Source organism: Bythopirellula superficialaquae, from assembly GCF_059632245.1.
In genome coordinates this window covers 2,005,702-2,030,117 of sequence record NZ_CP197426.1, presented here as the reverse complement: position 1 = coordinate 2,030,117, position 24,416 = coordinate 2,005,702, and the positions used below count along the sequence as shown (strand labels likewise).

The 24,416-nt window shown below is 52.7% G+C and carries 19 protein-coding genes and 3 tRNA genes; 8 read left to right on the top strand and 14 right to left on the bottom strand.

Annotation, left to right across the window (positions count from 1 at the left end; genetic code table 11):
- Positions 1-417 precede the first annotated feature (417 nt).
- Positions 418-1,137, bottom strand: coding sequence for an SOS response-associated peptidase (locus SH678x_RS08355; protein WP_496922439.1), 720 nt, complete (start codon positions 1,135-1,137; stop codon positions 418-420).
- Positions 1,138-1,278: 141 nt separating this feature from the next.
- Here SH678x_RS08355 and SH678x_RS08350 point away from each other — a divergent pair, with 141 nt between their 5' ends.
- The 4 genes from SH678x_RS08350 to SH678x_RS08335 all read left to right on the top strand — a co-directional run bounded on the left by SH678x_RS08350 (position 1,279) and on the right by SH678x_RS08335 (position 7,458).
- Positions 1,279-1,989: an ImuA family protein gene (locus tag SH678x_RS08350; protein WP_496922438.1), complete on the top strand. Its 711-nt coding sequence runs from the start codon at positions 1,279-1,281 to the stop codon at positions 1,987-1,989.
- Positions 1,898-3,415: a Y-family DNA polymerase gene (locus SH678x_RS08345; protein ID WP_496922437.1), complete on the top strand. Its 1,518-nt coding sequence runs from the start codon at positions 1,898-1,900 to the stop codon at positions 3,413-3,415. Before SH678x_RS08350 ends, SH678x_RS08345 begins: the two co-directional genes overlap by 92 nt.
- Positions 3,416-6,538: an error-prone DNA polymerase gene (locus tag SH678x_RS08340; protein ID WP_496922436.1), complete on the top strand. Its 3,123-nt coding sequence runs from the start codon at positions 3,416-3,418 to the stop codon at positions 6,536-6,538.
- A gap of 560 nt (positions 6,539-7,098) precedes the next feature.
- Positions 7,099-7,458, top strand: coding sequence for a hypothetical protein (locus SH678x_RS08335; protein WP_496922435.1), 360 nt, complete (start codon positions 7,099-7,101; stop codon positions 7,456-7,458).
- 771 nt (positions 7,459-8,229) lie between these two features.
- Here the strand turns inward: SH678x_RS08335 and SH678x_RS08330 are convergent.
- The 12 genes from SH678x_RS08330 to SH678x_RS08275 form a co-directional block, all read right to left on the bottom strand.
- Positions 8,230-8,385 carry a hypothetical protein gene (locus tag SH678x_RS08330; protein ID WP_496922434.1) on the bottom strand — a complete coding sequence of 52 codons (156 nt, stop codon included), beginning with the start codon at positions 8,383-8,385 and terminating at the stop codon, positions 8,230-8,232.
- Positions 8,386-8,464: 79 nt separating this feature from the next.
- Positions 8,465-8,538 (bottom strand) — tRNA-Val (locus tag SH678x_RS08325).
- Between the two features lie 37 nt (positions 8,539-8,575).
- The gene (locus SH678x_RS08320) at positions 8,576-8,968 is read right to left on the bottom strand and encodes a Sec-independent protein translocase subunit TatA/TatB (RefSeq protein ID WP_496922433.1); all 393 of its coding nucleotides are present in this window, start codon (positions 8,966-8,968) and stop codon (positions 8,576-8,578) included.
- Positions 8,969-9,021: 53 nt separating this feature from the next.
- Entirely contained in the window at positions 9,022-9,207 is a 186-nt protein-coding gene (locus SH678x_RS08315) for a twin-arginine translocase TatA/TatE family subunit (RefSeq protein ID WP_496922432.1), read from the bottom strand.
- 177 nt (positions 9,208-9,384) lie between these two features.
- Positions 9,385-11,232, bottom strand: coding sequence for a hypothetical protein (locus tag SH678x_RS08310; RefSeq protein ID WP_496922431.1), 1,848 nt, complete (start codon positions 11,230-11,232; stop codon positions 9,385-9,387).
- A 15-nt stretch (positions 11,233-11,247) separates the two neighbouring features.
- A complete protein-coding gene (locus SH678x_RS08305) occupies positions 11,248-11,679 on the bottom strand; it encodes an ExbD/TolR family protein (RefSeq protein WP_496922430.1) in 432 nt (143 codons plus the stop codon).
- Positions 11,680-11,696: 17 nt separating this feature from the next.
- Entirely contained in the window at positions 11,697-12,506 is an 810-nt protein-coding gene (locus SH678x_RS08300; RefSeq protein WP_496922429.1) for a MotA/TolQ/ExbB proton channel family protein, read from the bottom strand.
- A 24-nt stretch (positions 12,507-12,530) separates the two neighbouring features.
- On the bottom strand, positions 12,531-14,969 hold the full coding sequence (locus SH678x_RS08295) for a tetratricopeptide repeat protein (protein ID WP_496922428.1): 2,439 nt from the start codon (positions 14,967-14,969) through the stop codon (positions 12,531-12,533).
- Positions 14,970-15,074: 105 nt separating this feature from the next.
- The gene (locus SH678x_RS08290) at positions 15,075-15,665 is read right to left on the bottom strand and encodes a hypothetical protein (RefSeq protein WP_496922427.1); all 591 of its coding nucleotides are present in this window, start codon (positions 15,663-15,665) and stop codon (positions 15,075-15,077) included.
- A 289-nt stretch (positions 15,666-15,954) separates the two neighbouring features.
- Entirely contained in the window at positions 15,955-16,752 is a 798-nt protein-coding gene (locus SH678x_RS08285) for a BON domain-containing protein (RefSeq protein ID WP_496922426.1), read from the bottom strand.
- 277 nt (positions 16,753-17,029) lie between these two features.
- Positions 17,030-17,311 (bottom strand): hypothetical protein, encoded by a 282-nt coding sequence (locus tag SH678x_RS08280; protein ID WP_496922425.1) that lies wholly within the window; start codon positions 17,309-17,311, stop codon positions 17,030-17,032.
- A 281-nt stretch (positions 17,312-17,592) separates the two neighbouring features.
- Positions 17,593-19,512: a thioredoxin-like domain-containing protein gene (locus tag SH678x_RS08275; RefSeq protein WP_496922424.1), complete on the bottom strand. Its 1,920-nt coding sequence runs from the start codon at positions 19,510-19,512 to the stop codon at positions 17,593-17,595.
- A 263-nt stretch (positions 19,513-19,775) separates the two neighbouring features.
- Here SH678x_RS08275 and SH678x_RS08270 point away from each other — a divergent pair.
- Positions 19,776-19,849, top strand: a tRNA-Ile gene (locus tag SH678x_RS08270).
- Positions 19,850-19,928: 79 nt separating this feature from the next.
- Positions 19,929-20,001: transfer RNA gene (locus tag SH678x_RS08265), tRNA-Ala, on the top strand.
- A gap of 516 nt (positions 20,002-20,517) precedes the next feature.
- Here the strand turns inward: SH678x_RS08265 and SH678x_RS08260 are convergent.
- Positions 20,518-21,201, bottom strand: coding sequence for a hypothetical protein (locus SH678x_RS08260; protein ID WP_496922423.1), 684 nt, complete (start codon positions 21,199-21,201; stop codon positions 20,518-20,520).
- Positions 21,202-21,531: 330 nt separating this feature from the next.
- Here SH678x_RS08260 and SH678x_RS08255 point away from each other — a divergent pair, with 330 nt between their 5' ends.
- Both SH678x_RS08255 and SH678x_RS08250 read left to right on the top strand, forming a co-directional pair.
- Positions 21,532-22,902, top strand: a complete 1,371-nt coding sequence (locus tag SH678x_RS08255; RefSeq protein ID WP_496922422.1) for a hypothetical protein — start codon at positions 21,532-21,534, stop codon at positions 22,900-22,902.
- Positions 22,895-24,274 (top strand): hypothetical protein, encoded by a 1,380-nt coding sequence (locus SH678x_RS08250; protein ID WP_496922421.1) that lies wholly within the window; start codon positions 22,895-22,897, stop codon positions 24,272-24,274. The genes SH678x_RS08255 and SH678x_RS08250 overlap by 8 nt, the downstream gene beginning before the upstream one ends.
- The last annotated feature ends 142 nt before the right edge of the window (positions 24,275-24,416 follow it).

The window sequence follows — 24,416 nt, the reverse complement described above, 5'->3', positions numbered from 1 at the left end:
GAAAAGAATAACATCTTAGACCAAAAGATTATTTCCTCGTTGAAAACCGTCAGTAGCAAACATTTGGCAAGCACCGCGATAGCAAGAAAAATATGGAGCAAGATTGACCGATTGTCACGATCTCGCGGGATAGTACTCGAACGTTCCGCATGCGCCCTTGGAAGGCAAGGTTACCAGGATTTTGCCGCTAGTGATGGGAGTGTGATCGTCATTCCTTACGCTACCAACCAAGTATTTACCCATGAAGTTCAGCGTCTTACCAAGGACAGTGGAAGAAGAATTTCCAATATATTGCGAAGGTTCGCCACTCCCACCCTTTCCTAAATGTTCGATTCGCGCGGGACTAAACTGTATGGATATATGCCGATGACTGAAACCCTCTGGATTCCGTCACTGTAATCAAAACCAAACTTGCATTTATTTGGAGTTCGGCGGATTATCGCCAAACAAGTCACTTTGTCTTGCAGGTGCTTCCACCCTCTCAATTAAATCAGCCCCTTCGTTGCTGGCTTTGTTGACTTCGGGATCCACGAGATAGCTCTCCATCTCATGGGCAGGGAATGGAGTGTAAAGTCGTTTCAGTTTGATAGGATCCTGCATCTCGGGATCGAGCCACAGATCGTAATTTTCAGGTGACAAGATCACAGGCATTCGATCATGGATTTCGCCGACGAGTTCATTGGCGCTTGTGGTCATGATCGTACAGGAATCGACAGGCTTACTGTCGCCCTTCCAGGTTTGCCAGAGTCCTGCAAACGCGAACGGTCGGAAATCTTTGATTCCGAAATAGTGGGGTTGTTTCTTCTTGCCGATTCTTTCCCATTCATAGAAGCCATCGGCAAGAACCAAACAGCGTTTCGTTCTGATGATTGACTTGAAGGTGGGCTTCTCGGTGACTTCTTCCGAGCGGGCGTTGTTCATCATCGGCAGTGGCTTTTGGGGATCGGCCCACGGTGGGACTAGTCCCCATCTCACCATACTCAACTCGCGGTGCCCATCGACAAAACGAATTATTGGCACTTGCTGAGTCGGGGCGATGTTGTATCGCGGTACGACCGCCCATTCCTGAGCCATTTCAGCGCCAAATTGTTGAAGCAACGCATTCAGCCGCGCATGGAGAGTGTACCTTCCGCACATTGAGATTACTGTTCCATAATTTTCAGGTTGATGTTGTGAACTCCCCTCATTTTGTGGAGCTTGCAACAATTAGCAACTCAATTTAGATGCATTCAGTTGACGATATAGTGTACGTTAGTATATTATCTCGGTGGTGCTAGCATGTCAAATCGAAATCAAACTCTCGAAACACTTCGCAGGCGTGTGCGCGAACTGGAAACAGATTGCCACACACGGGGTGACGTGGTTTCAACCGGGTGCGATGAGCTCGACGGCTTGCTAGGCAAGCGGGGGATTGAACGTGGCTCGCTTGTGGAATGGATCGGATCAGCAGGCAGCGGAGCAACCACCATTGCCTTAAAGACTGCTCAAGCCGTATGTGAAAACCGCATACTTGTCGTGCTCGATAGTGGTTGCAAGTTCTATCCCCCGGCTGCCGACGCGCTTGGCATCGCTTTAGATCGAACAATCGTCGTCCAATCCGTCAATACCCGAGACTATCAATGGACCTTGTTGCAAATCCTTCGGTCAGGCGGGATCTCTGCGGTTGTGTGCTGGCCCGACAAGGCGAACGAAAAGATGCTACGTCGATGGCAGCTTGCCGCAGAACACGGCAAAACTATGGGGTTTCTAATACGACCACCCACGGCTTTGCAGGAACCGACGTGGGCGCAGGTCAGGCTACTGATTGAAGCACAACGCACAGACGTCAAAACACGCCGCTGGAAAATGACAATCTTGGGATCGCTCCGTAACGACAGCATTGAGTTGGAAATGAACGATGATAACGGCAGACTTCAAAAAGCGTGCCCTCTGCCTCTGGCTTCCACATTGGTCGATTCAGCGACTCTACAGCGTTCAACCGGAGCTTAGGCGTTCGCCGTTGGTCGTCTATGAAGAATACCGACCCGGTACGTTCCGCGTTGTTGATTGTTGCCCGCTCGCGCTGCGGCAAGGCGTGCGACCCTTGATGCCGCTCACCGAAGCGACGGCGTTAGCTAACCCCCACCTTGAGAAGTTTAATCCGCAGTCGGATCGTAACGCTTTACTAAAGCTCGCCGCGTGGTGCGAGCAATTCAGCCCGGCCATTGCCGTCGAAGAACCGGATTGCCTGTACATGGATGTATCGGGGCTGGTTCCAATATTCGGCAGTGAACAGGCACTCGCCACTCAAATGCGACGGGCATTCCATGAACGAAGTTTAATCATGCAATTGGCGATCACAGATACCTACGTTGGGGCGTGGGCCTTGTCGCATTGCAGCGGAGAGCATGTTGCCATCGTTCCTCCCGGCAAGGTGTGCGAAGCAATATCGCCACTGTCTGTTGCTGGCCTGAATCTCGGCGAACAGATCGAAACGACGCTGAACGAATTGGGAGTTGAAACGATTGGACAACTCGCGGCTATTCCGCGCGATGAACTCGCATCAGGATTCGACGCCACGCTAATCAATCGCCTCGACCAAGCAACGGGCATTCAGCCCGAGCACATTGAGCCGTACTACGCACCGCCAGAACTCACACGAGCGTTGGAATTTGAAGCCCCGTTGTCAAATCGTGAAGCCATCGGCACGGTAACAATCGAACTTCTTACGCGACTCATGCCCCTGGTGCAGCACCAACAAAGGGGAATAACCAAGTTTGTCTGTGACTACGCTTGCGAGCATGAAACGACCGTTCGCATGATCGTTGCGCTATTTCAACCGACTACAAGTCTCAAACACTTGAGCGAACTTACCTTGCTGCAATTGGAAACCCTTCGATTCACGGGACCGATCAGCAAGGTTCGATTGCTCATTTGTGGAACGGCAAGAACGCAGACGTCTCAACTCGAATTCTTCAGTGAGGGCAACGTAGCGGAACAGAACCGCCAACTGGCATCGCTCATCAATCGACTCAGTAGCCGCCTGGGGCAATCGGCGGTAGTTCGCCCGTATCTGGTGGCTGACTCGCAGGCTGAGTTTTCCTTTCGTTATGTGCCACTAACGGATCGACAAGGAGCCTCTAGCCGGAAGCTGGCAAAGTCTTGTGGCCCGTTGCAGCGACCGACTTATCTGCTACCCAAGATCGTCCCGCTTCAAGTGCTAGGCGTGGTTGAAGGTCCGCCCAAGATCTTTCATTGGCGTGGTGAAAAGTTCGATGTGAAAGAATCGTGGGGGCCAGAACGCATCCAGGCGGGTTGGTGGCGTGTTCGCTATGAGCGTCGGGATTATTACCAAGTTGAAACAGATAACGGCAACCGCTTCTGGCTCTTTCGGCGTGGCGACGGTGCTTGGTTCTTACATGGAATATTTGATTAAATGCCCGATCCACCCGTTTACAAGCCACGCGACATTCCGGCCATATCGATGGCACAGCAAGCCACGGTTGCGTATGCCGAACTCAATTGCAAAACCAACTTCTCTTTCTTACAAGGGGCATCGCACCCCGACGAATTGGTCAACAGGGCAGGGAAGCTCGGCTATCGTGCCTTAGCGATTACAGATCACAACAGCTTAGCCGGTGTTGTCCGTGCTCACGGTCAAGCAAAGAAAACGGGCCTCAAACTTCTCATCGGTACTGAGATTACCCCGCAAGATGCACCGCCTCTCGTGTTGCTAGCCACGGATCGCAAAGCCTATGGCCGTTTGTCACGACTGCTCACCGCTGGCAAGATCAAAGCCCCCAAGGGCGAGTGCCACATTTTGTTGGAAGACGTAGCAGGCCACTCGGAAGGTTTGATTGCCGCCGTTGTCGGTCCTGCTACAGCCGACGAACTGTGCCGATACCGCGAAGTGTTTCGAGAACGCTGTTACCTGTTTGGAAAGATGTTCTACGGTCCTGACGACGTGAGCGAATTGGAATCACTAAAGCAACTTGCCAAACGAACTCTCGTCCCGCTCGTCGCCAGCAATCACGTTCGCTTTCATCATCCTGCGCGTAAGCCGCTGGCCGACGTGCTCACGGCAATCCGTGAAGGTTGCACAGTTTCAGAGGCGGGTGATTTGCTATTGCCCAATGCCGAACGATATTTGAAATCACCGGATTCAATGCGTGAGCTATTCGCTGAGTGTCCTGATGCCATACGTCGAACAGTCGAAATCGCAGATCGTTGTCATTTCAATTTAGACGAACTGCGGTACGACTATCCCGAAGAACTCGCCCCACGCGGGATGACGCCACTGGCGTATCTGATTCAACTGACGTGGCAGGGTGCAGCGACACGTTATCCCGATGGCGTACCTGATGAAGTTTACTCTCTGATTGAACACGAACTCGCATTGATCGGCGAACTTGGATACGAAGCCTACTTTCTCACGGTTTGGGATTTGGTACGCTTCGCTCGATCACGCAACATACTTTGCCAAGGTCGTGGTTCGTCGGCCAATTCCGTCGTTTGCTATTGCCTGGGTATTACTGCCGTCGATCCCGACCGCCTGGACATGCTCTTTGAACGGTTCATTTCCAAGGAACGCAACGAACCGCCTGACATTGACGTGGATTTCGAGCACGAACGCCGTGAGGAAGTGCTGCAATACATCTATGACAAATACGGTAGAGAACGTTCGGCTATGACAGCCGAAGTCATCACCTATCGGCCACGCTCCGCGATTCGTGACGTGGGCAAGGCGTTGGGATTCTCACTTGATAAGATCGATGCGCTCGCAAAGACAATCGACCGTCATCCCAAACAAATGGGTGAGCATTGCAAAATGGTAGGCATCAATTCCGACGCTCGCCAAACCAAAGAGCTAATTCTGTTGGTCGATCAGCTACTCGGCTTTCCACGACATTTGGGCCAGCACGTTGGCGGCATGGTGATAACCCAAGGCCCACTCTGCGAATTAGTCCCCATCGAGAACGCCGCGATGGAAGATCGCACGGTGATTGAATGGAACAAGGACGACCTAGATGAATTAGGAATTCTGAAAGTCGATTGTCTCGCACTGGGCATGCTCACGGCGATTCACAAGTGCTTTGACCTTGTCGAGAAGCATCACGGCAAATTGCTCACGACGGCCAATATCCCGGAAGGTGATGAGAAAGTTTATGACATGATCTGCGCCGCTGATTGCTTGGGCGTATTTCAAATCGAGTCGCGTGCCCAACTCAGCATGTTGCCACGCCTCAAGCCGCGTTGCTTCTACGATCTAGCTATCGAAATTGCCATCGTTCGACCGGGGCCAATCCAAGGCGAAATGGTTCACCCGTATTTGAAACGTCGCTGCGGTGAAGAACAGCCGGACTACCCCAACGATGAGATAAAGGGGGTGCTTGAAAGAACTATGGGTGTTCCGCTATTTCAAGAGCAGGCCATGAAACTGGCGATTGTGGCCGCTGGCTTTACTCCCGGCGAGGCCGATCAACTTCGGCGAGCAATGACCGCTTGGCGTGCCCCCGGCATCATCGATGAGTTCCGCAATAAGTTGATTGCTGGAATGCAACGGACTGGTTACTCCACGGAGTTTGCGGAGCAAGTGTTCAAACAGATTCGCGGCTTCGGTGAATACGGCTTTCCAGAATCGCACGCCGCGTCGTTCGCTCTGATCGCCTACGTGTCGGCATGGCTAAAGCATTATTATCCGGCAGAGTTCTGTGTTGCTTTGTTGAATAGCCAGCCGATGGGCTTTTATGCACCTGCACAACTTGTCTGGGATGCTCGGCAACACTTTGTAGAAGTTCGACCCGTGGATGTAAACCATAGCAATTGGGATTCAACCATCGAAGGCGGTGCTGTGAGACTCGGCATGAGAATGATCGGCGGCTTGCGAGCAAGCGAAGCCGAATTGATCGTTGCTAACCGCAAAGCAGAGCATTACCAATCAATTGACGATTTCACTCGCCGTAGCTGCGTAGCTGCTGCAACTCTGACACGACTCGCTAGGGCCGATGCGTTCGGTTCGTTGCAACTCAGCCGCCGTGCTTCGCTTTGGCAGACGCTGCAACAGGAGAAGTCGGGCAAAGCACGTCCATTATTCGACGGCTTGGATGAGCCAATCAACACAACGGCCTTGCCAACTATGTCGCCCCAGCAGGAAGTGTTTGCCGATTACCGTGCGGCAGGGCTATCCCTCAAAGATCATCCGATTAAGTTCTTTCGCGATCAGCTAGACAAGTTGAAGGTTGTTCCCGCCAACCAACTGCCAGATATACCAAACGGCAAGTATGTTCGGGTGGCGGGTATCGTGCTGGTTCGTCAACGTCCCGGAACCGCCAAGGGCATCACGTTCGTCACAATTGAAGATGAAACCGGGCCAATCAATCTCATTATCAAAATGGATGTTTGGAACAAGTTCTACAAGATTGCACGAACCGCATCGGGATACGTTGCCCACGGTCGCTTGCAAAATCATAAAGGCGTTATCCATGTGCTCGTTTCAAAGTTGGAGGATTTACCTCACGCGATTAGCTTTGTCCAGTTACATTCGCGGGACTTCCACTGACCTCAAGCGTCGCATTTTGCCTGCACGGATTTTCCGGAAAAGCGAGCAATGGAGGCAAATTGGATGTGGCTGATAGCCCCCGTATGTCACGGCCCTGTTGGCGAAGCTGTTCGCATCTAGGCAAACGTGTATTTACAGGCTCGCAACCGATCCCCTATAAGACGCAAGGTGGGATTCGCAACTTCGGATGGAGTGGTGTTGTGCAAAGAAAGTGCTTGATCTGTCTGAGTATGTCCATTTGGGCTCTTTCATCGTTATTCTTGTCGGCTGGAACGCTTGTTGCTCCGGCCGGGTTTGACAAAGCGCCTGGCCCAGTCAACAACGCCATTCCATTTAGATTCAAGACTTCCCGGTATCAGCAAATCTATAATGCTACTGATCTTTTTTGATTAGTCGGGAAACAGATAACTGCTATCGCATTTCGTCTTGACGAACAATATGGCGAAGACCTTGTGTGGAGTTACGTCTACCCTAAGTTGGATATCTCAATGTCAGTGACGCCTCACGAGGTCGATTCAATAACTAGCGATTTTGAAGCTAACCACGGTTTGAATCGTACAATGGTCCGCGCTGGAGAGTACGTCGTTCGGGCCCTTGAAGGCACTTCGTTGCCCTTGAATCCTTTTGATCTTCGCTTTGGGTTTGAATCTCCATTCTTTTACAGTGGCGGCAACTTACTGGTCGATTTTTCGATGTCGCTCGTTTATACAGATATAGCCGTAATGGATGCCGATATAGCCAGCGGCTCGGTGAATCGGGTGTATAGAGAAGATCGAAGCTTGCCAAAGGGCTTGGATGGCATCGGTCTAATAACTCAGTTCACATTTATTCCGGAGCCACCCTCGATCTTGCTCGCCGCCGCGATCATCGGTCTCGCAGGTGTCGCTCGCATCAAATTTATGATTATCAACCGTAGATGACGACAGGCTCAGAATTGCACCGATTTCATATATATCGTGCAGCCAAGAGAAGCAAGCCGAATGATTTCGCGGTGTCGCTTTGTGAGGGATTAGACATTTCTCCATAGTAATGCCCCCAAAAAAACACCTAGAAAATAAATTCCCCGGACAAGTTGGACGATTAGCCCGAAGCCTTCTCGCATTCCCGAAACACCGTCTAAGGGGAACGACCAAACGAAAACGATGTAGGTTCGGCCTCAAGTTTTGCGAACGGAGAGACAGCGCCTTTGGATCGGCTACCTTTGATCGTTTCCACCGCGTCTCGAATCGCTCCCACAAACTTTTGCCCATGTTCGTCTAGGCGGTTCAACGAAACGTCGATTGATACACGATTCGCCGGTAGTATCCGGTAAAGTGTTAGCCGCTTGTCCCGACGCGGGATGGTGATTGATTTTCGCACTAGCCCGATGGGGCGGATTGCGAATTCCGAGTGAGCTTTTCGCATTGCGTTGGTCAGACGTGCTTTGGGAACAACAGAAATTCAAAGTTCGCTGTGTGAAGACCGAACACCACGCGGTCCATGAGACTCGATTCGTCCCGATCTTCCCCGAGCTACAGTCCGTTCTCTCCGAAGCATTCCAACAGGCCGGGGAGGGTGATGAATTCGCAATCGGTCGCTATCGCCACGGTGCCGCGAATCTTGGAACGCAACTGACGCGGATCATCGAAAGGGCAGGCGTAAAGCCGTGGCCTAAGCTATTCCAAAACTTAAGATCGACACGCGAGACTGAATTAGCGGATCGCTTCCCTATCCACGTTGTTTGTGAGTGGATCGGCAACTCCGCCGCCGTCGCCCGCATGCACTATCTGCAAACGACCAACGAACATTTCGCCGCAGCGGTCGAAGCCCCAAAAAGTGATGCAGAAAAGACCGGCAACCAGTTGCAAGACGTTGTAACTCGTGCAATCAAAGACGCTGAAACGGCTGAAATTACCGCTGATTGCGTGATAGTGCGAAGAAATCGAGTGGGCGACACAAGACTCGAACTTGTGACCTCTACGGTGTGAACGTAGCGCTCTAACCAACTGAGCTAGCCGCCCGGGGATTTGGCATTTTAATGGCCGAAAGGGCCATTGCCTAGATGCTCTCACGCTCGGATGCCACGGGACTCTCGGGCTGAGGTGCAACTGAAGCTTGAGTAGAAATCTCGGCTTCATGCACCTCTTCGGAAGAGTGGTGCGATTCATCAGCCAGATGGCCGTCGATCGTACCGGCATTATGGCTGTAAACAGGATCATGGTAGGGAATTCGTGGTGGCTCGTCTTGGAAAACCGTGTTGAATTCGTTTTGAATTCCGTTGATGCCCTTCTTAAACTCAGCGAGGCTCTTGCCCCACGAACGGGCAACCTTGGGCAACTCACCGCCATAGAGCATGAGTGCCACGAACATAACGAGCAGCATTTCGGTCGGGCTAATGCCAAAGTAGCCTACAAAAAAATCGTAGCCAACTAAAAGATCGGGGCCCGTCACTGTCACAAACTCCAGAAAAGGTCTCGCCTAGGGATTCGATCAAGCAGTTGCGATCAATCGCGGCGATCTTCGATTCGGTGATTGGGATCGGAGGCACCTTCGCCGTTCATCCCTTTCTTAAACTCGGTGATCCCTTCGCCCAAGGAGCGCATGACCGAGGGGAGCCGATTGCCAAACAGCAACAAGACCACTAACCCCAAAATAAGCATTCCACTGGTCGTCGGAAAAAATGCGAACATTGTATACATGCCACCATAAAAGAGGGACCGGCCAGAGGTTACAAACTCCCGGCCCAGATGACTCTAATTTTACAGGGGTGCAAGGGTAAGTCAAACCGCCAAGCTCGGCCCCCTCAAGTTTACCCCGTAAAATTGCCACTTTGCGCGTGACTGGCTGTCGGAAATGCAATGTCAAATTTACCGCTGGAGCGACTGCCAACCCTCGCGATCCGCAAGTTCGCTCGGTCCTTGCGCCGGGTTGTAGCGGTAATACACTTCCAAACAAAGGGCGGAGAGCGACGTTGTGTAGACTTTGCCGCCGTAGCCGCCCCAGACGGAGTCGGCATCCCAGCTGCCGTCGCTTTCTTGAGTGGCAATCAACGCCGTCGTGAGAGCGTGATTCCAGGCCTCCCAGCTTGAGCTGTCTTCCGGCGAGTGGTGATGATTCTGTTGCAAAGCCAAAGTCGCGTAATACCAGTAATACAAATTGCGGTTGGACGGACTTGGCAGTTCCTGCTCAAGCGACTCGACCGCCTCGCGGATCGCCGACGGATTGAGCGAACCACCACGATCCGCCTGCAAAAGCTGATGACAGAACCAGGCTTCGGCTGTCATCGTGCGCGACGGTGGGCCGTCGGGACGATAAGCCGCGAGGCCACCGTGATTGCCGCGTTTCACACGACGCAAAAAGCGCTCGGCGCGAGCCCAAGTCATATCGGGAACTTCGATCCCCGCGAGTTGAGCGCTCTTGAGTGCCATCAATTGCCAACCATGTTGGCTGGTGTCGCCCATGTCGCCACGGCGATAACGCCAACCGCCATCAGTCGGATGCTGCATCGCCAGAGAATAGGATACGGCCGCTCGGCAGAGAGGGTCGAGCCGCTTGTCGCGTGTCATGGCATAGGTTTCACACACGGCAAGAGTCGCCATTGAATGACAATAGGTGCGAGCAAACAATTCCGCTTCGCCAAAAAGCGAGCCGTCGGAGCGTTGGCGTTGCCGCAAATATTCGAGAGCCCTGGCTACTTCGTTGCGATAGTCCCCGTGCGTGTGTGAATGCCCCGCCCCTAGAAACGCCAAGATCGCGAGTCCAGTCACTCCAGTATCCGCGTTCGCACCGGCGCCTTGTCGATTGTGTCCCATCACCGCACGTTCAACACCGGCACCGAATTTAGAAGCATCCCAACCGCCGTTGGCCGATTGGTTGGCCGCGAGCCATGCCAGCGCGGCATTGACTGCCGCCTGAGTTTGTGAACTGCCACCACGTTCGCTCGCCAATTCCGTCAGATCATCGGCAAAACGATCCGCATAGAGATTAGGAATTGCGGCGTCAATGCTTGGCAATGTCTCAGCATTCGAAGCAATTTTTGGCGCCGAAGTTTCTCGGGTGGTTTCAGCACTTTCCGCCAACTTGTCTGTCGGAGTAGGTGCCTCGGTTTCCTTTTCAGCTTTCTTGGGCAGAGGTTTGTCTTCGCTGGCGAGCTTGTCTGCCCCCTTGGTTTTGGATTTTTCCTTGGGCTTTGGTTCTTCAACAACGGGAGCCGGCATCAATGACGGCGCTTCCAGTGGGGCAGGGGGCAAGGGTTCCGCTGCCGCCAAGCTCTCGGTGAGCTCTTCCATGACGAAGGCATCCGGCGTGGGCTGCTCATCGGTCTTAGCTTTCGCTTCCACAAGCGGCTCAGCAGTGGGAGCGACCAGCGAAGGAGCGGCTAACTCGTCCAGAATGGGTTGAATTTTTTTCGCTTCACTGTTGGACTCACTGGCTGTGATTGGTTCAGCAGGAAGGACCGCCACGCGGATGGGTCCGCCGCTGCCAGGTCCAGGTGGTCCCGTAACGATTCGCACGGTCATGGAGAACACCACAATCAACACATGCACCCATAACGAAAGCACCGCACACATTCGCCAAGTGCGCTCTCTCGACCAACGGGCTCGCAGTAAAACGACAAGTGCGATCGTGAGCACTATCAGGACCGACCACATGGCGATCCAAGTCGGAGTCGTAAGCCCCCAAAAGGCCAGCAGAATGAGCAGCTGATTTTGCATGGCCTTGAGGACTCGCTAACGGGTTACATTCGCGTTGCCCTGCGCGAGTTTGACGGTGATGCCCAGTTCCGAGATGTTGGCATCTTTACATGCTGAAAGTGCCGCGGCGACGTGTTGGAACGCACAGGCGGCATCACCACGGATCACGACGCTCAGATGCGCAAACTCGCGCTGCGCGACGGCCAGCTTGCTGGTTAGTTCGGCAAGTGACACTGCTTCGCCGTCGAGTTGCACCTGGCCATCTTTTTCAACACTGACAGTGCGTTGCTTGGGCGCTGAGGTCAGAGGCGTCGCGGCAGCGACTTCGGGAAGCTGCAGATCGATGTCGGCTTCGACTTCGGCGAACTTGCTTGCCGCCATGAAGAAGATGATCAACAAGAACACAACGTCGATCATCGGCGTAAGATTCAACGCTGGAAGTTCATCGGTTTGCGTTTTGAGTGGCATGATTTCTCACGGCAATGCTATGCCACCTTTTTGGGCTTGGGTGTTGGTTTCGGTCGATTACGGCGTTCTTCGATCCCTTCGGCGGAAATCAGGTGAACAACATTCTGGCCCAGGCGGTCGATTTCCATGACCAAGCTGTCGACACGCCCCGTGAGCCACAAATAAAGAATCAAAGCGGGAATCGCTACGGTGAGTCCGGCCGCGGTCGACATCAGGGCATGCCCAATCCCTCCCGCCAATAATTCCGCACGCCCCATCGCGGCACTTTTGGAAATCACTTCAAACGATTCCATCATGCCGAGCACCGTGCCCAACAATCCGAACAAAGGACAAACGGTTGATACGCCGTTGATCACGCGCAAATAACGCCGCATTTCGCTGGCAACGCGTTCTCCTTCATCAAGCACGGCCTGCTCGATTTCCACGGCCGGCTTGCCCCACTTCCATACGGCCGCTTCAAACACACGGGCGATCAAACTGCCATTTTGTTCGCAGCGCTCCAGGGCCTCGGTTTTGTCGATGGCCCCCTCACTGATTTGCAGTATAAAACGCTCGATAAAAACACGGGGGACGACACGTCCCCGACGTAGACTTAAGGTGCGTTCAAAGACAACTACACATAATACGAATGAGCACAAAAGAATGGGAATCACCAACGGCCCACCGGCCGAGACCATATCCCACAGTGTGCGAGAATTCTCGGCCATTTGAGCGGCACCACTGGCGGATTCTTGCGCCCAGCCAGGCACAGCTCCAGCCAACACAATAACCAGACCTGCAAGAAACTTGCAGCCAGGCTGGTTCAATATGTTTATTGGAAAATGCATCCCTGCCGTCCGATATTATTTTAACTATCTAAGCAACGTGGATGGCTGTTGTGCCATCCGTTCCTCTGACCATTTCAACCGCGCTGCCAATTGCTGTTCGGAAGCTGACTTCGGCCAACGATCCAGAGCCCGCGAGTATTGTTCGCGAGCCGCGTCCCAATGATCCCTCAACTCGGCACACTTGCCGGCTTGCAGGGCCGCCCGTGCTTGCCACTCGGGTAGATTGTGCCGCTCTATCACTTTCTCATACGCCACTGCGGCGTGTTCGTAATCTCTTTGATGAAAGTAAGTTTCGCCAATCATCCACTGGGCCATCGCGGCCGTTTCCGTGCCGGTCGCCCATTCATTCTCCAAAACGTCGCCATACGCACTTCGCGCCGACGACATTTCGCCACGCCCTGCCAATGCTCGGCCACGCAGGTAATCACATTCGTAAGCGAGCTCAAATTCAGGATGCTTTGCGTCGTGTACATCCACCAACTTCAGCACGGACTGCCAATCTTCGCGTCGTGCGGCAAGTTGTGCTTGCCGCAACGAGACCATCGGCACCCAGGCCTCAACGATTCCCGCGGTTGACGATGCTAACTTGTCAAAGCGTTCACTGGCTTCGGCGTGATTTCCCAACCGAAGTGCCGCTTCCGCCCGCCAAAATTCCAGCCGCGCTTTCGCTACGCTATTTCCTGTCTGTTCGCTCTCGCCCAATAAATCTTTGATCGATTCCCAGTTGTTGCTCTCGGCCCACAACTGACATTGCAAACAGAGCGTTTGTTCCCACAACCGAGTTTGCTCTTCGGTCAGTGATTGCTCGGTGGGATCGCCATGGGCCAACAACCAATCGACCTGATACTGGGCTTCGCTATTATTCCTTTCATCGGCAGCAGCCAGTGCTAGCCAATAGGCGGCAGGTGCGGCCTGGGGGCTTTGGGGAAAGTTTGACACCAAGTCGCAGTAATGTTTTTTCGCTTCGGCTTGTTTCCCACGCCCTGCCTCAATCGCGGCGAGGTGGAATAGAACGTCAGCCCTTCGTTCAAATTGTGAACTCTCCGCGAGTAATAAACCGTAAATCTGCTCTGCCTCGGCATACTGCTTAAGGCGTTCGTGCAGACGAGCAGTTCGCCACAAACCTTCGGCTCGGAGTGTCATGTCATTCTTGTCTGCCAAGAACTCACGATACGCTGCCAGGGCCGCATTGAATTGACCGTCACGCTCTAGTGCGACTGCTTCTTCAAACAGCGGAAAGCCGGTCGTATTTTTGGCTGCGCTAAAATCGGCTTGCGGCACGATCGAAATCAGCGCTACATATTCGCTCTGGGGGAACTTGGTTTTTAAGAGTTCGCAGGCTTCCTCCATTTCGATCTTGGACTTGGCGGCCTGCGCCGCCCGAGCCAAACCCCAGGCGGCATCGTCGGACCATTCACTTTGTGGTTCAGAACGAACCACTTGCTCGAAGATTTCCTGGGCTCGCTTCGTGTTCTGAGCTTTTAGAAAACTTTCGCCCAAATAAAATAATGCGGCAGGGCGGTGCGGACTGAGTTCGACTGAAGCTTGTTCCAATTCACGACAAGCAACGCCCCAATCCTCCGCGCTGTAAGCGGCCATGCCCAGCAAATAGTGACATTCCGTCTGACAGTCGTTTGCCTTGGCGAGTGCGGAAATCTCGACAGAAATCTCTTCCGGTCGGCCTAAGTTCCACAGCGCCCAGCCAGCTCCCAAATGGGCCCGCTGCTGTTGCGCTGGTGTGGCCTCTAATTCGTAAATCCGGCGAAACTCGCTGAGTGCCTGATCGAATTGTCGTGCTTCGTACTTGGACCGTCCTAACAACAGGATCGCCTCTGCGGCAGTTGTCTGGTTTTCATCTTGGCAAAGCCGCCCCAGACAGACAGGCACTTCACTCTCACGGCCCGTGGCAAGCAACACTCGCGCGAGTCCCAAACGAGCTTGATCGACTTCCGGACCGGTTGAGAAATTTTCGATAACGAAGTTGTAAGATGTGACCGCTTGGTCGTGGAGATCTGCCTCTGCGGCTATTTGGCCGAGGTAGTTGTAGGCCGATGGAGTGAACTTATGCTGTGCATAACTATTGGCAAAATCGTGAAAGTCCCTTGCGGCTCCGACCACATCACCTGCCAAGAAGCGTGCTTCACTATGCCGAAATTGGGCGTTTGCCTTGAGTGGCTGCTCACCTACAAGGGCCAGCACTTGCTCGTAGTGCTCTTGGGCTTGGCGATAATCGCTTAATTGCATGGCGCATTCGCCAGCAAAGAAATGCGCCGTCGCGATTTCATCCGAGTCTTTATTCTTTGCCACAGCAGCGGCAAACATTTCTAAAGCCGGTTGCCAGGCTGCTTTTTTATAGAGCTCTTGAGCCTGTTGAAAACTTGCTGTGTCTGCAACGGCATTCAACGCAAAAAGACTGCAAGTAGCACCCAAAAATAACAGCTTATAAATGGAACGGGGAATCATAAGAAAGCTCTGATGGACCCCAAATAAAGAGGGCTTGCCAGCACTCCAATCCCTGGAGTTCTGGCAAGCCCCACCCGTGTTAGCTCTTTTGATCAGGCGACTGTCTTAGAACAGGGGAGCCTCGATCGCATTCTCGACGTTCCCCACCATGTGAAGGTGGTTATGGTCGACGTAGATCACTTCGCGGGCATCTTCATCCCGTAGCGTGTGTGGCACAGGCCAGCCGATGCGACGCACGTCTTCGTAGTAGATCGTACACTTGTAGTGAGCATGATGCTGTTGAGCCGGACCGATCATCGGATACACCCGAGGAGGATCGATGTAATCGGCAATTTTTTCCTTCACGATTCGCACATTGTTGCGATTGTGTTCGTGCAACAGGGGAATTCCACCTTGCACGGGCTGAGCGATTTCAAGAGCTCGCATCACTTCATCGTCGCTTGGCGCATCGAGAGCTACAATGTCGGCGCCCGAAGTGATCGGGCCTAAAATGGGAACTCGTTTATAGCGTTCTTGTTGCCAATATTCGTCTTCCTTCTTCTTTTGGAAGTAGGGGCTAATCGGCGTTGGGATCGCGAAGGGGCCCAAGCTTGGTCCTAGTGACGTTAACCCCCAGAAACAACCGGTGGTCGACAACGAGCTGATGGCCACGATGGAAGCCAAAGTCAGCGTAGTGAACTTATGCGAGCGTGACATCGAATCTACCTTTAACCGTCCAGTGATTCGTGGGAAAAGCTTGGCAATCCGGCACGTAGCCGAGTTGCTGCTACTGTTATCGAGTAAATCTGGGTCGAACTTGCGGCCTTTTCCGGTTGTGCCGAAAAAATCAAGAATTCCGACGCACTCTTGCTAGCAAGATTTGCGCATGAGTTGTGTGGCATCAGCTCAAACTTCAAAAGAGCGAAATACCAAAACGAAAAACCCTCGCCGAACAGTCTGTTCGGCGAGGGTTGGGAACCGTTAACTCTTTCTCAGCGAGCATCAATTACTTGCAGTGCTTGCTGTCCTTGAAGTCGAGGAACCACCAGCCGTCATCCCATTCCAAGGTTACTTTCCGCCAGCCAAGCGGAACCTGGGGATAAGGATAGAACGGACCGATGTAAGGCCAGGCCGAAGCCGAATATTGCTGCGGATAGCTCAAAGCAGCGTAGTTCGGCGAGGCCGCGTAGCTTGGCCACGCATAACCCGGCATCTGAGGATTGTCATAAGCGACGCCAGCACCTGAAGCTGCGGGTGTGTGGCTCATACCCGCGGGAGCGCCGTAACCACCATCGGGGCAATACTGTGCTTGTTGGCTGTATGCAGCAGCTTGGACGTTGCCTTGTTGGGGCATGCCCTGTGGTGGCATGCTCCGTGGATGACCTTGACCCATATAGGCATAAGGCACAGGCATGTTGCTGCGACGATTCGCAGCTGCTGGCCGCGGCTGTTGAACCGCAGGCTTGCTTACGGCTTGTGGCTGCTGCTCGAAGGATGCCGGCTCGAAGCTTTCAGCTTCGGGAGCGGCAATTTCCAACTTGCAGATCACATGGTCGACGCCTGGCGTGCTGCTAGCAATCTGCTCGGCAATCTGCAATTGCTTTTCGCTGGTGACGGTACCCATCAACCAGGCTACGCCGTCTTCATACTTCACACCGACGCGGTAGCCTTTGAGCTTACCGCTGTCTTTCAGATTCTTGGCGATTTGCTGGGCCGCTTGCTCGTTGGTCGCCGCAAGCGCCGTAGGCACTGCGGTCCCCAGCGTTGCGCTCAGCACCGCCAGACCTAAGATAAAACTCCGCATGGTCCCCCTCCTAATGATTTGCTGCTCTCGTCGCTCCCACTCGGGTCGAGCGGGCGGCCGATTCGCTGCTGTTCCGCAGCACCTCCGTGATGCTGCTAAAACCTTCTGTCGACGCTGGCGGTTGGAGACAGCCGCGCAGTTGAGACGAGTTGGTCGGTCACAAGAGAGTTTCGGCAGTCGGGAGTTCGGAAAGGGAGTTTTTTTCCGATTTTGACGACAAAAACATGCGGCCCTGATAAGCCAGGCAGTTCAAGCGAACTCTCCGGCTGCTGGCTTACTAGCGCTCGTTGGTCGTCGCTTGCGATGTGCGCGGTCCGAAGTCTGCCACTGCGGCCACGATCATCACACCCAAAGTCGCGGCAGAAAGGGGCCAAGTCGTCAGGCACAGAAACTGACCCACGACGGTGATGATGGCCACCAAAGGCAAGCAGGCGAAGAAGCTGTTGTAGGCCAGGCGTTGGCGATAACCTGATGCTTCTTTGCGAACCATCCAGGCGGCGGTCAGGCCAATAATATGAACCCCAACCCAGACTGTTTCGAGAGCGATAGATCCGTCCATTGTTCTTCGCCGACGATTCCGTGTGCGGCGTCCCTGATGCGATTCCTTGCTGAGGGTGTTGTTAGCTTTGTTAGTTCACGCGATTCAATCTTTGATGAATCGGAACTCCGCTAGCAACGACTTAATATAGTCAGCAATTTGTTATGCGATTCGTGTGCCAAACGTGGCGCGACGAATACTCTCTTCAATACGCACCTATGAAAACAAAAGATCGGCACGCCGTTGTTGTTAACACAACACGATTGCAAAAAATACAACGGCGTCTCAAAACGAGTTTAAGTCTAGCGCTTGCTATCGCCGCCAGGTAGGCCGGCCACTTGCAACTTCTTAAGCTCGCTTTCGATCTCCGCCGCCTGAATGTTGCTCGAGATTACCTTGCCGTCGGGACCTACCAGCAAAATCAATGGCACGGTCACCACGCCCATTTCGCTCGCCAAACGACCGTCGAAGCCACCATCTTCGTAAACTTGCTTCCAAGGCAATCGATTGGTGGCCAAATATTTGTCGAGCGGGTCGCGGCTGTAATCCAAGTTGATGCTGATCACTTGCAAGCCATTGCCACCGCCGTATTTCGAAACCAAATCCTTGAGAATGGCATGATCGGCCTTACAGACGTCCGAAGTCGTGGTCCAGTACTGAACGACAACCGGCTTGCCCTGCAAACCCTTGAGATCGACCTCCGCGCCATTCAGATCTTTTGCTTTCAAAGCAATTTCGCGTCCTTCGCTCGTAAGGCGATTGATCGCTCCCTTGGCATGCGAAGCCGAAATATGATTCGGGTAATCACTCAAGATCTTGCTGTACCACTTTTTGGCGGCATCGATCTGTCCGGCATTCTCGGTGCTCATCGCCATCTGTCGCAATGCTTCGGGGGCATGTTCCGATTTCGGATGTGCCGCCACAAAGGCTTCGAGGACTTTCAACCATTCTTCCTGCGCTTTGGCAAAATCGACTTTAGGATCCTTAAGTGTCACTCCGTAATATTCCGCCGACATGCGGTGGAACTCGAAATAGGCCCCCAAGTCTTCCGATTCTTTGGCCGCGGCGAGTTTGGCCTCCAAGTCTTTCAAATAAGCGATACCGTCGGGAAAACTGCCTTCCTGAGCGGCGGCACTAACACTGTCGGCAAGATTTTTGAGCCATTGCTCGCGATCACTACTGTCGGAACACGAATTCGCTAGTTCTAGCATTAAGTCCGCGCGTTGCTTGTTGAGAGCCGGTTTGTCAGCCGATGCGGCTTCGCTCAGCTTCTGATCCAGCTCTTGGATCTCTGTCATCCATTTTTCCATCTTCTCGGTCGGGGCCGCGTCAGCTTCCACGGTCGCCCGTTCGCCAATACCGCGTCCACCTGGATCGAAGAAGAATCCAGCCACGCTGTTTTCTGTGCCCAGGGCAGGGCCGTCGATTAATTTCCAAGCTCCTTTGACGCTAATGAGGGTGCCAAGTTGCAATTGCTTGTGCTCTTCGCCGGTGTCGACCATCGCCCACACGCTTTCATAAGCTTGCAGATCTTTGCCCACGCCTTGCGAACCCGCGGGAACCATGCCCGGCTTGGTGCCGCCGAAGTCACTAAACTTAAATTCCTTGGCATCCGCCGATAGCGTTTTGAATTTCTCGGGGGCGGCAGCGAGTCGTTTGGTCACCTGCTCGGAGCGAACATTATCGAGCCCCAAGCTTTTGATGTCCTCGGCGGTGAGCAACAGCTTCTCAAAGCGGGCTTGATCATTCATGGCAAGCGCGGTCACAACTTCCTCGGCGACTTCTTCGGGCGAAATCAATCGCCATGCGTCGATCGTGTTGTCCTCGTTCTCATCCAGAGCCCAGCGAATGCCGGCGCTGTGGAACCAACGATACTGGTCGGCCTTGCCGTTGTTGTTGGAATCGATGTCGCGATAAACTTCGAGGCCGTCGCGGTAGTAACTCCAAACGTCGACGACATTATCTCCGTTGGAATCCGCGAATTGCCGGAGAATTTGATTGTTCGGCCCGCGCACGACCCACGCGGTCATGCCGTTGACTTTTTCCGGTTTGATCGAAGATTTCGCGATCTCATCGGCCTTCGGCGTGTCATATTCTATGCCCTTTTGCACGGGTGTGAGCTTCAAAGCATCGGCCACCGTGGGGGCCGCGGCAGCGGAATCCGCCAGCGCGAACAAAGTGGCACAAGTAACAACCAGCACGGCGAACGAACGATATGACATCACAAAAATCCTTGTTGCGGGGATTCCTTATTTCGGGAATCGAGAACACAGCCGCACAACGCACGGCCCGCAAGTCTCGGCCTCCGAAAAGTGGCGGTGTTATAGCGTTTGTACCGGTTAGCGGGCCAGAGCGATGTTGATTTCCCAAAGGCCCAGAATCGCCTGAATCCCCCTTTGACAGACAGCGATAGCAACCTAAAATGTGTGATTCGACCCCAGTTCGGGAGGCAAGTGATAGCACTTCACCCTGGCTGAGGCCGTGCGGGCGCATAGCTCAGTTGGTTAGAGCGCAGCCCTGATAAGGCTGAGGTCCCAAGTTCGAGTCTTGGTGCGCCCACTGTTTTCAATTGCAGAGTTCGGATTGCGGAATTGGGAATTCCCATCGACAATCCGAATTCCGCAATCCCCATTCGATTGGGGCCGTAGCTCAATTGGGAGAGCACTGGCTTTGCAAGCCAGGGGTTAGGGGTTCGACCCCCCTCGGCTCCACTTTTTTCTTTCTGCCAGAATTTCTTCTGGCAAGGCGTGAGTGAATTCTTTGCTCTCGACTCGCATGACGAATCATCTTTTGATTCGAGGCACGTCAATCGCCATTTCTTGTGCCACACGAGTGGAATTCTCATTTCAAGACTTCCAACTTGGTCAACTTGTCCAACTTTTCCACCCCTATTCGCGTTTCCGCGAATCGATTTTTTTCAGACGAGGCTGGCCAACATCTGTGGTTGACAACGCCTCGCTACTTGACAGTATGACATTCCTAGCCAGTGTGAAGTTATTATACCAGAGGTGATGGCCAAAACGAAGAGGTTTCACGCGGAGACGCGGTGGTCGCGGTGGGAGAAACCACGGATCAAACGAATCGCACGAATAGAATCGGCGAGCCGTGAACGCTGGAGCGCTGCGAAAGTTCGCCGCAGGCGGAATCAGCGCCCGGAGAAGATGAAACCGCTGATGGACGCTAATTAACGCTAATGCGTCGCTTTGAACGGATGAGCATCATGGCAGTTAGCAAGAGCAGGAGTGAGTTTGGTTCAGTGGCACCCGGCGACCAAAAGCGAATGCTAGAAGCGAGCCCACCGCAAGCATGATTGAAGTAGGTTCTGGAACAACGCGGCCGATAGTGAGATTATCATGCCCAAATGAACCGTCACTGGTAGAACCCCCGCCAGGCAGTCCGAAGTGGATTGAGGCAATTTTTTTATCAGAGATTATTCCCCAGTATCCCGTCAAATTTGCCTGATAATTGGCAAATGGAAGTGAGTAGTTCGATGTTGACCCGTCACCAAACTGAACAAATGCAGTAAATGTCACAGGGTTAGGTCGACCTAAATTGAAAGGATCATTGAAGAATTCAAAGGCTACTCCATCGACACCCGTACCATCGGAAAGTGACGTAGTGGTAAAATCTAGCCGGTACGACCCATTGCAACCGGCACAGTAGGCTTGATTACTCCCTTCTGTGTAGACGCGGTTGTTAGGCCAATACGTCGGCTCATACTTCGTCTCGCTCAGAACTGCATTCATCTGAGCATTTGTTAGATTGCCCACATTGTAGGCAGGTTGCTCGTAGTCATCGATAATGGAACCCAGCAATTGAGATTCAAACAGATTCTGATCCGTATAAATCTCTGTGGCTGCTTGTGTGGTAGTTGAAACAAGCAGAAAAGCAATTGCTACCAAGTACCGCAATAGACAAACCTCCCGACTCAAAAGCATCAAAACTTATCTCAATATCACTCGTCGAACTCTAAATCGCAAGTAATTGATCCACATTTTTTGGAGAATTGTCTCCGCAGCACGCATCAAAGAAGCTTTGCAGAGACTTGCGAATTTGACAAATAGCGATTTGCCAACACGATATTCGACTTCAGTGCAAAGCTATTATATCAACCTTGGCGGCCAAAACGGAGAGAACAAATGCCCTCCGATCTCCCAGATTTATCTAAAAAAATAAATTTTTCTTTTTCGAGATTTCCTCTAGAATCGATTGTGGTCCTCACTCTTTACTTAGGGTGATTCATGGTCGGTAAGTTTATCATGGCTGTCTTGCTTGTTATTAGCTTCGCGAATAGCGTGGATGCCCAAACCGACGACCTGCCTCCTGGCGCGACGGTTCTCGATTCCGGTCTTATTTGGGACGTGGTCGACCCGCATTGCTTTGCCATGTCTCGCGACGGCAAAAAGATCGCTTATATTAGTCGAGGCGCAATTTGGGTTTGCAATGTTGATGCTGGACCACCTGTTAAGATTGCTGATTTACCATATACAATCACTGCGATTCTGGCAGATCCGGCCAATGAAAAGGAGCGGCAAGAGGCCGCAGCATCGCCTCGCAATAGCCACCACAATTATTTTCTTGGCCCACCGCACAGAGACAGGCATTATGTGTTCAGTCTGGCGTGGACTCCCGACCAGAGGGGAGTTGTCTACACCGTGCGCAAACGCTTTCGCGATGATTCACCCGTGTCGACGTATTACGTCATGTACGCCACATTAAGCGGGGAAGTAGGTCAAATCGTGGCTATCGAGGGGAATTTTGGCACCCCTTCCGAATACATGACAAAGATTCATGTCACAAAAGATCGAAAGTTTGTCATCGTCTCGTCATACCACCCTCTCATTTGGGACGTTGAAGCGGATAAACCTCGGGCCACTCCGTATGATCTTCTTGTGCCATCGTCAACGAGCGGCCGGTTTCTTGGCATCGAAATCGATACACGTCAGCTTGTTCTCGTTGACGAGCTATTCCAGATCGCCAAAAGATATGAAGTTACATTTCCTGTTGATAGGTCCGTCGATCTGACTTGGTCAGACAATGAACGATTTGCTGTCTGCCGAATCCGCGATGACTATGGCAGCTATAAAGCAACCGCTTTTCGTATCGACCTCGAAACCGGCAAGCAGGTTGAGCTTAGCAAAGCTAATATGCAAGATGATTTTGTCTTTACGGGGAAAGAAGGCGAACTTCTTCACTTGCGTATCGCTGCCGCCAATGTGTGGGGCTTCACGGATGGCGAATTAGGGACTTGTGTCACTGCCATCGACAAAGACGGATCGAAGAAAAATCTTTTTACCTCAAAGCAGGTTCGCAAATCACGCACAGGTCGCTCCTATACTTTCCCGCCCCTCATCGCGGCGGATGACGGAAGCCATGTCGTTGTCCCGATACCAAGACCTGAGCACCAAGCCCCAGGCGCCCACTATCACTTGGTCGATCGCGATGGCAGTGCAAAACCTTTTGGTCCAACGGGCGATTATAAGTATCTCACCCCTTATTATCCAATTACATTCGCGGACGGGGGTAAGAGTTTAATAGCAAGATTGGGATCAAAGCTGTTTTCTATCCCTGTGTCAAAAGTGGCAGACGACCGTGAGGCAAGTAATGAATAGTAGGCTTCAATGCGCGTTGCTGGGTGCAGTGTGTTGCTTTTTCAGTTTTGTTCAGGATGCAGCTGCCACAACCGGTGGACTCCCTGAAGAGGTGACTATCCTCGATGACAATCTCCTTATCTACTCGCGACCTGTGCCGCTGGTGTCACCCAACGGACGCTATGTTGCCTATGTAAGCCGAGGCTATGTTTGCGTTGCTGACATCGAATCGGGCAAGTCTCGGCGACTCGCGGAAGTTCCCGGAACGTGGACTCATGTCTTCGCCAATTCTGGCGAAGGAGACGAGGGGGGCGACCCGGACTCATTGAGTCAAAAAATGGCTCACGCGAAATTCAATGAATTGTATAAGCTTTCGAAAACAGAAATTAAAGATTTTCAATGGACAGCAGACTCTACTGCCATCGTCTACGCATTGACAAGCTGGGATGACAAAGAGAAGAGCACGCAAGTTCGTGTGTGGCGTGCTCCTCTCGAGGGCGAACCACAACAAATCGCCGACGGCATGCAGTTATCTTCGACGGATCGTGGAGTTGGTGGCATCCTTTCGCGGGATGGGAAGTATCTCGTCAACAATTCAGGCCGCCACCGAGCGCTCATCTGGGATGTTTCGTCAAACAAACCCCGAGCTACACCGTTCACCTATTTAACCCCTTCTCCAACCAGTGGGCGATGGCTTGGCATCGAGAAGGATACGCGACAACTTGTGATTGTCGACGAAGATTTCAATATCATTACGCGTTATGAAGAGATCATGCCTGAAAATAGATATGGTTTCGACATGATTTGGTCGCCTGACGAACGATTTGCAATTTGGCGAGAGCAAATCGGTTCTGACTGGTACAGCAACTGGGTTGGTTGTCGCTACGACCTAAAAACAGGTGAACGTCAAATCTTCAATGGCGACTATAGGGAGGAAAAAATAGCATTCACGGGACAACGGGGCGAATTCGTGCGAGTCGGTAGCAAAGGTGTTACGCGGAATTTTTCCGGATTGGATTTATCAGAGAACTACGTCGGGCTAGTGCCGGACGAACGAATCCATATGCGATCATTTTGGCATATCCGCGCGGACCCGCCCGGGATAGAGAGCAAAGTTCCACTCTTGCGACGTGGGCCAACTGTCACGTGGTCTCCTGACTATGAGTTATTCACGATTGGTTTGCCACGGGGGACCAGTGGTGAATCTTATCATCTTGCAGACCGGAAACGGCATCTGTGGAAGCTGCCGGGTGACGAGTCGGGGACTTATGTATCACCTTACAATGTCGCTGGCTTCGCTCTCGATGGGAAGTCACTCATCTGCTATGACAAATCACGTCTTTTTGCGATTCCCATCACGGCAATTCAAACACCAGAAAACAAGGTGCGTTGAATTAGAGTTATGACAAAGAGTCTTTTGTCGTCAGTGCTGCGCCCTGAACTATCGTTGTGACGCCACTTCGTTACTCATTGCGAGATAGACTCCCACTCTCAGCGAACGTCTTGACCTATGGTGTAAGCTATTAATGTCAGAA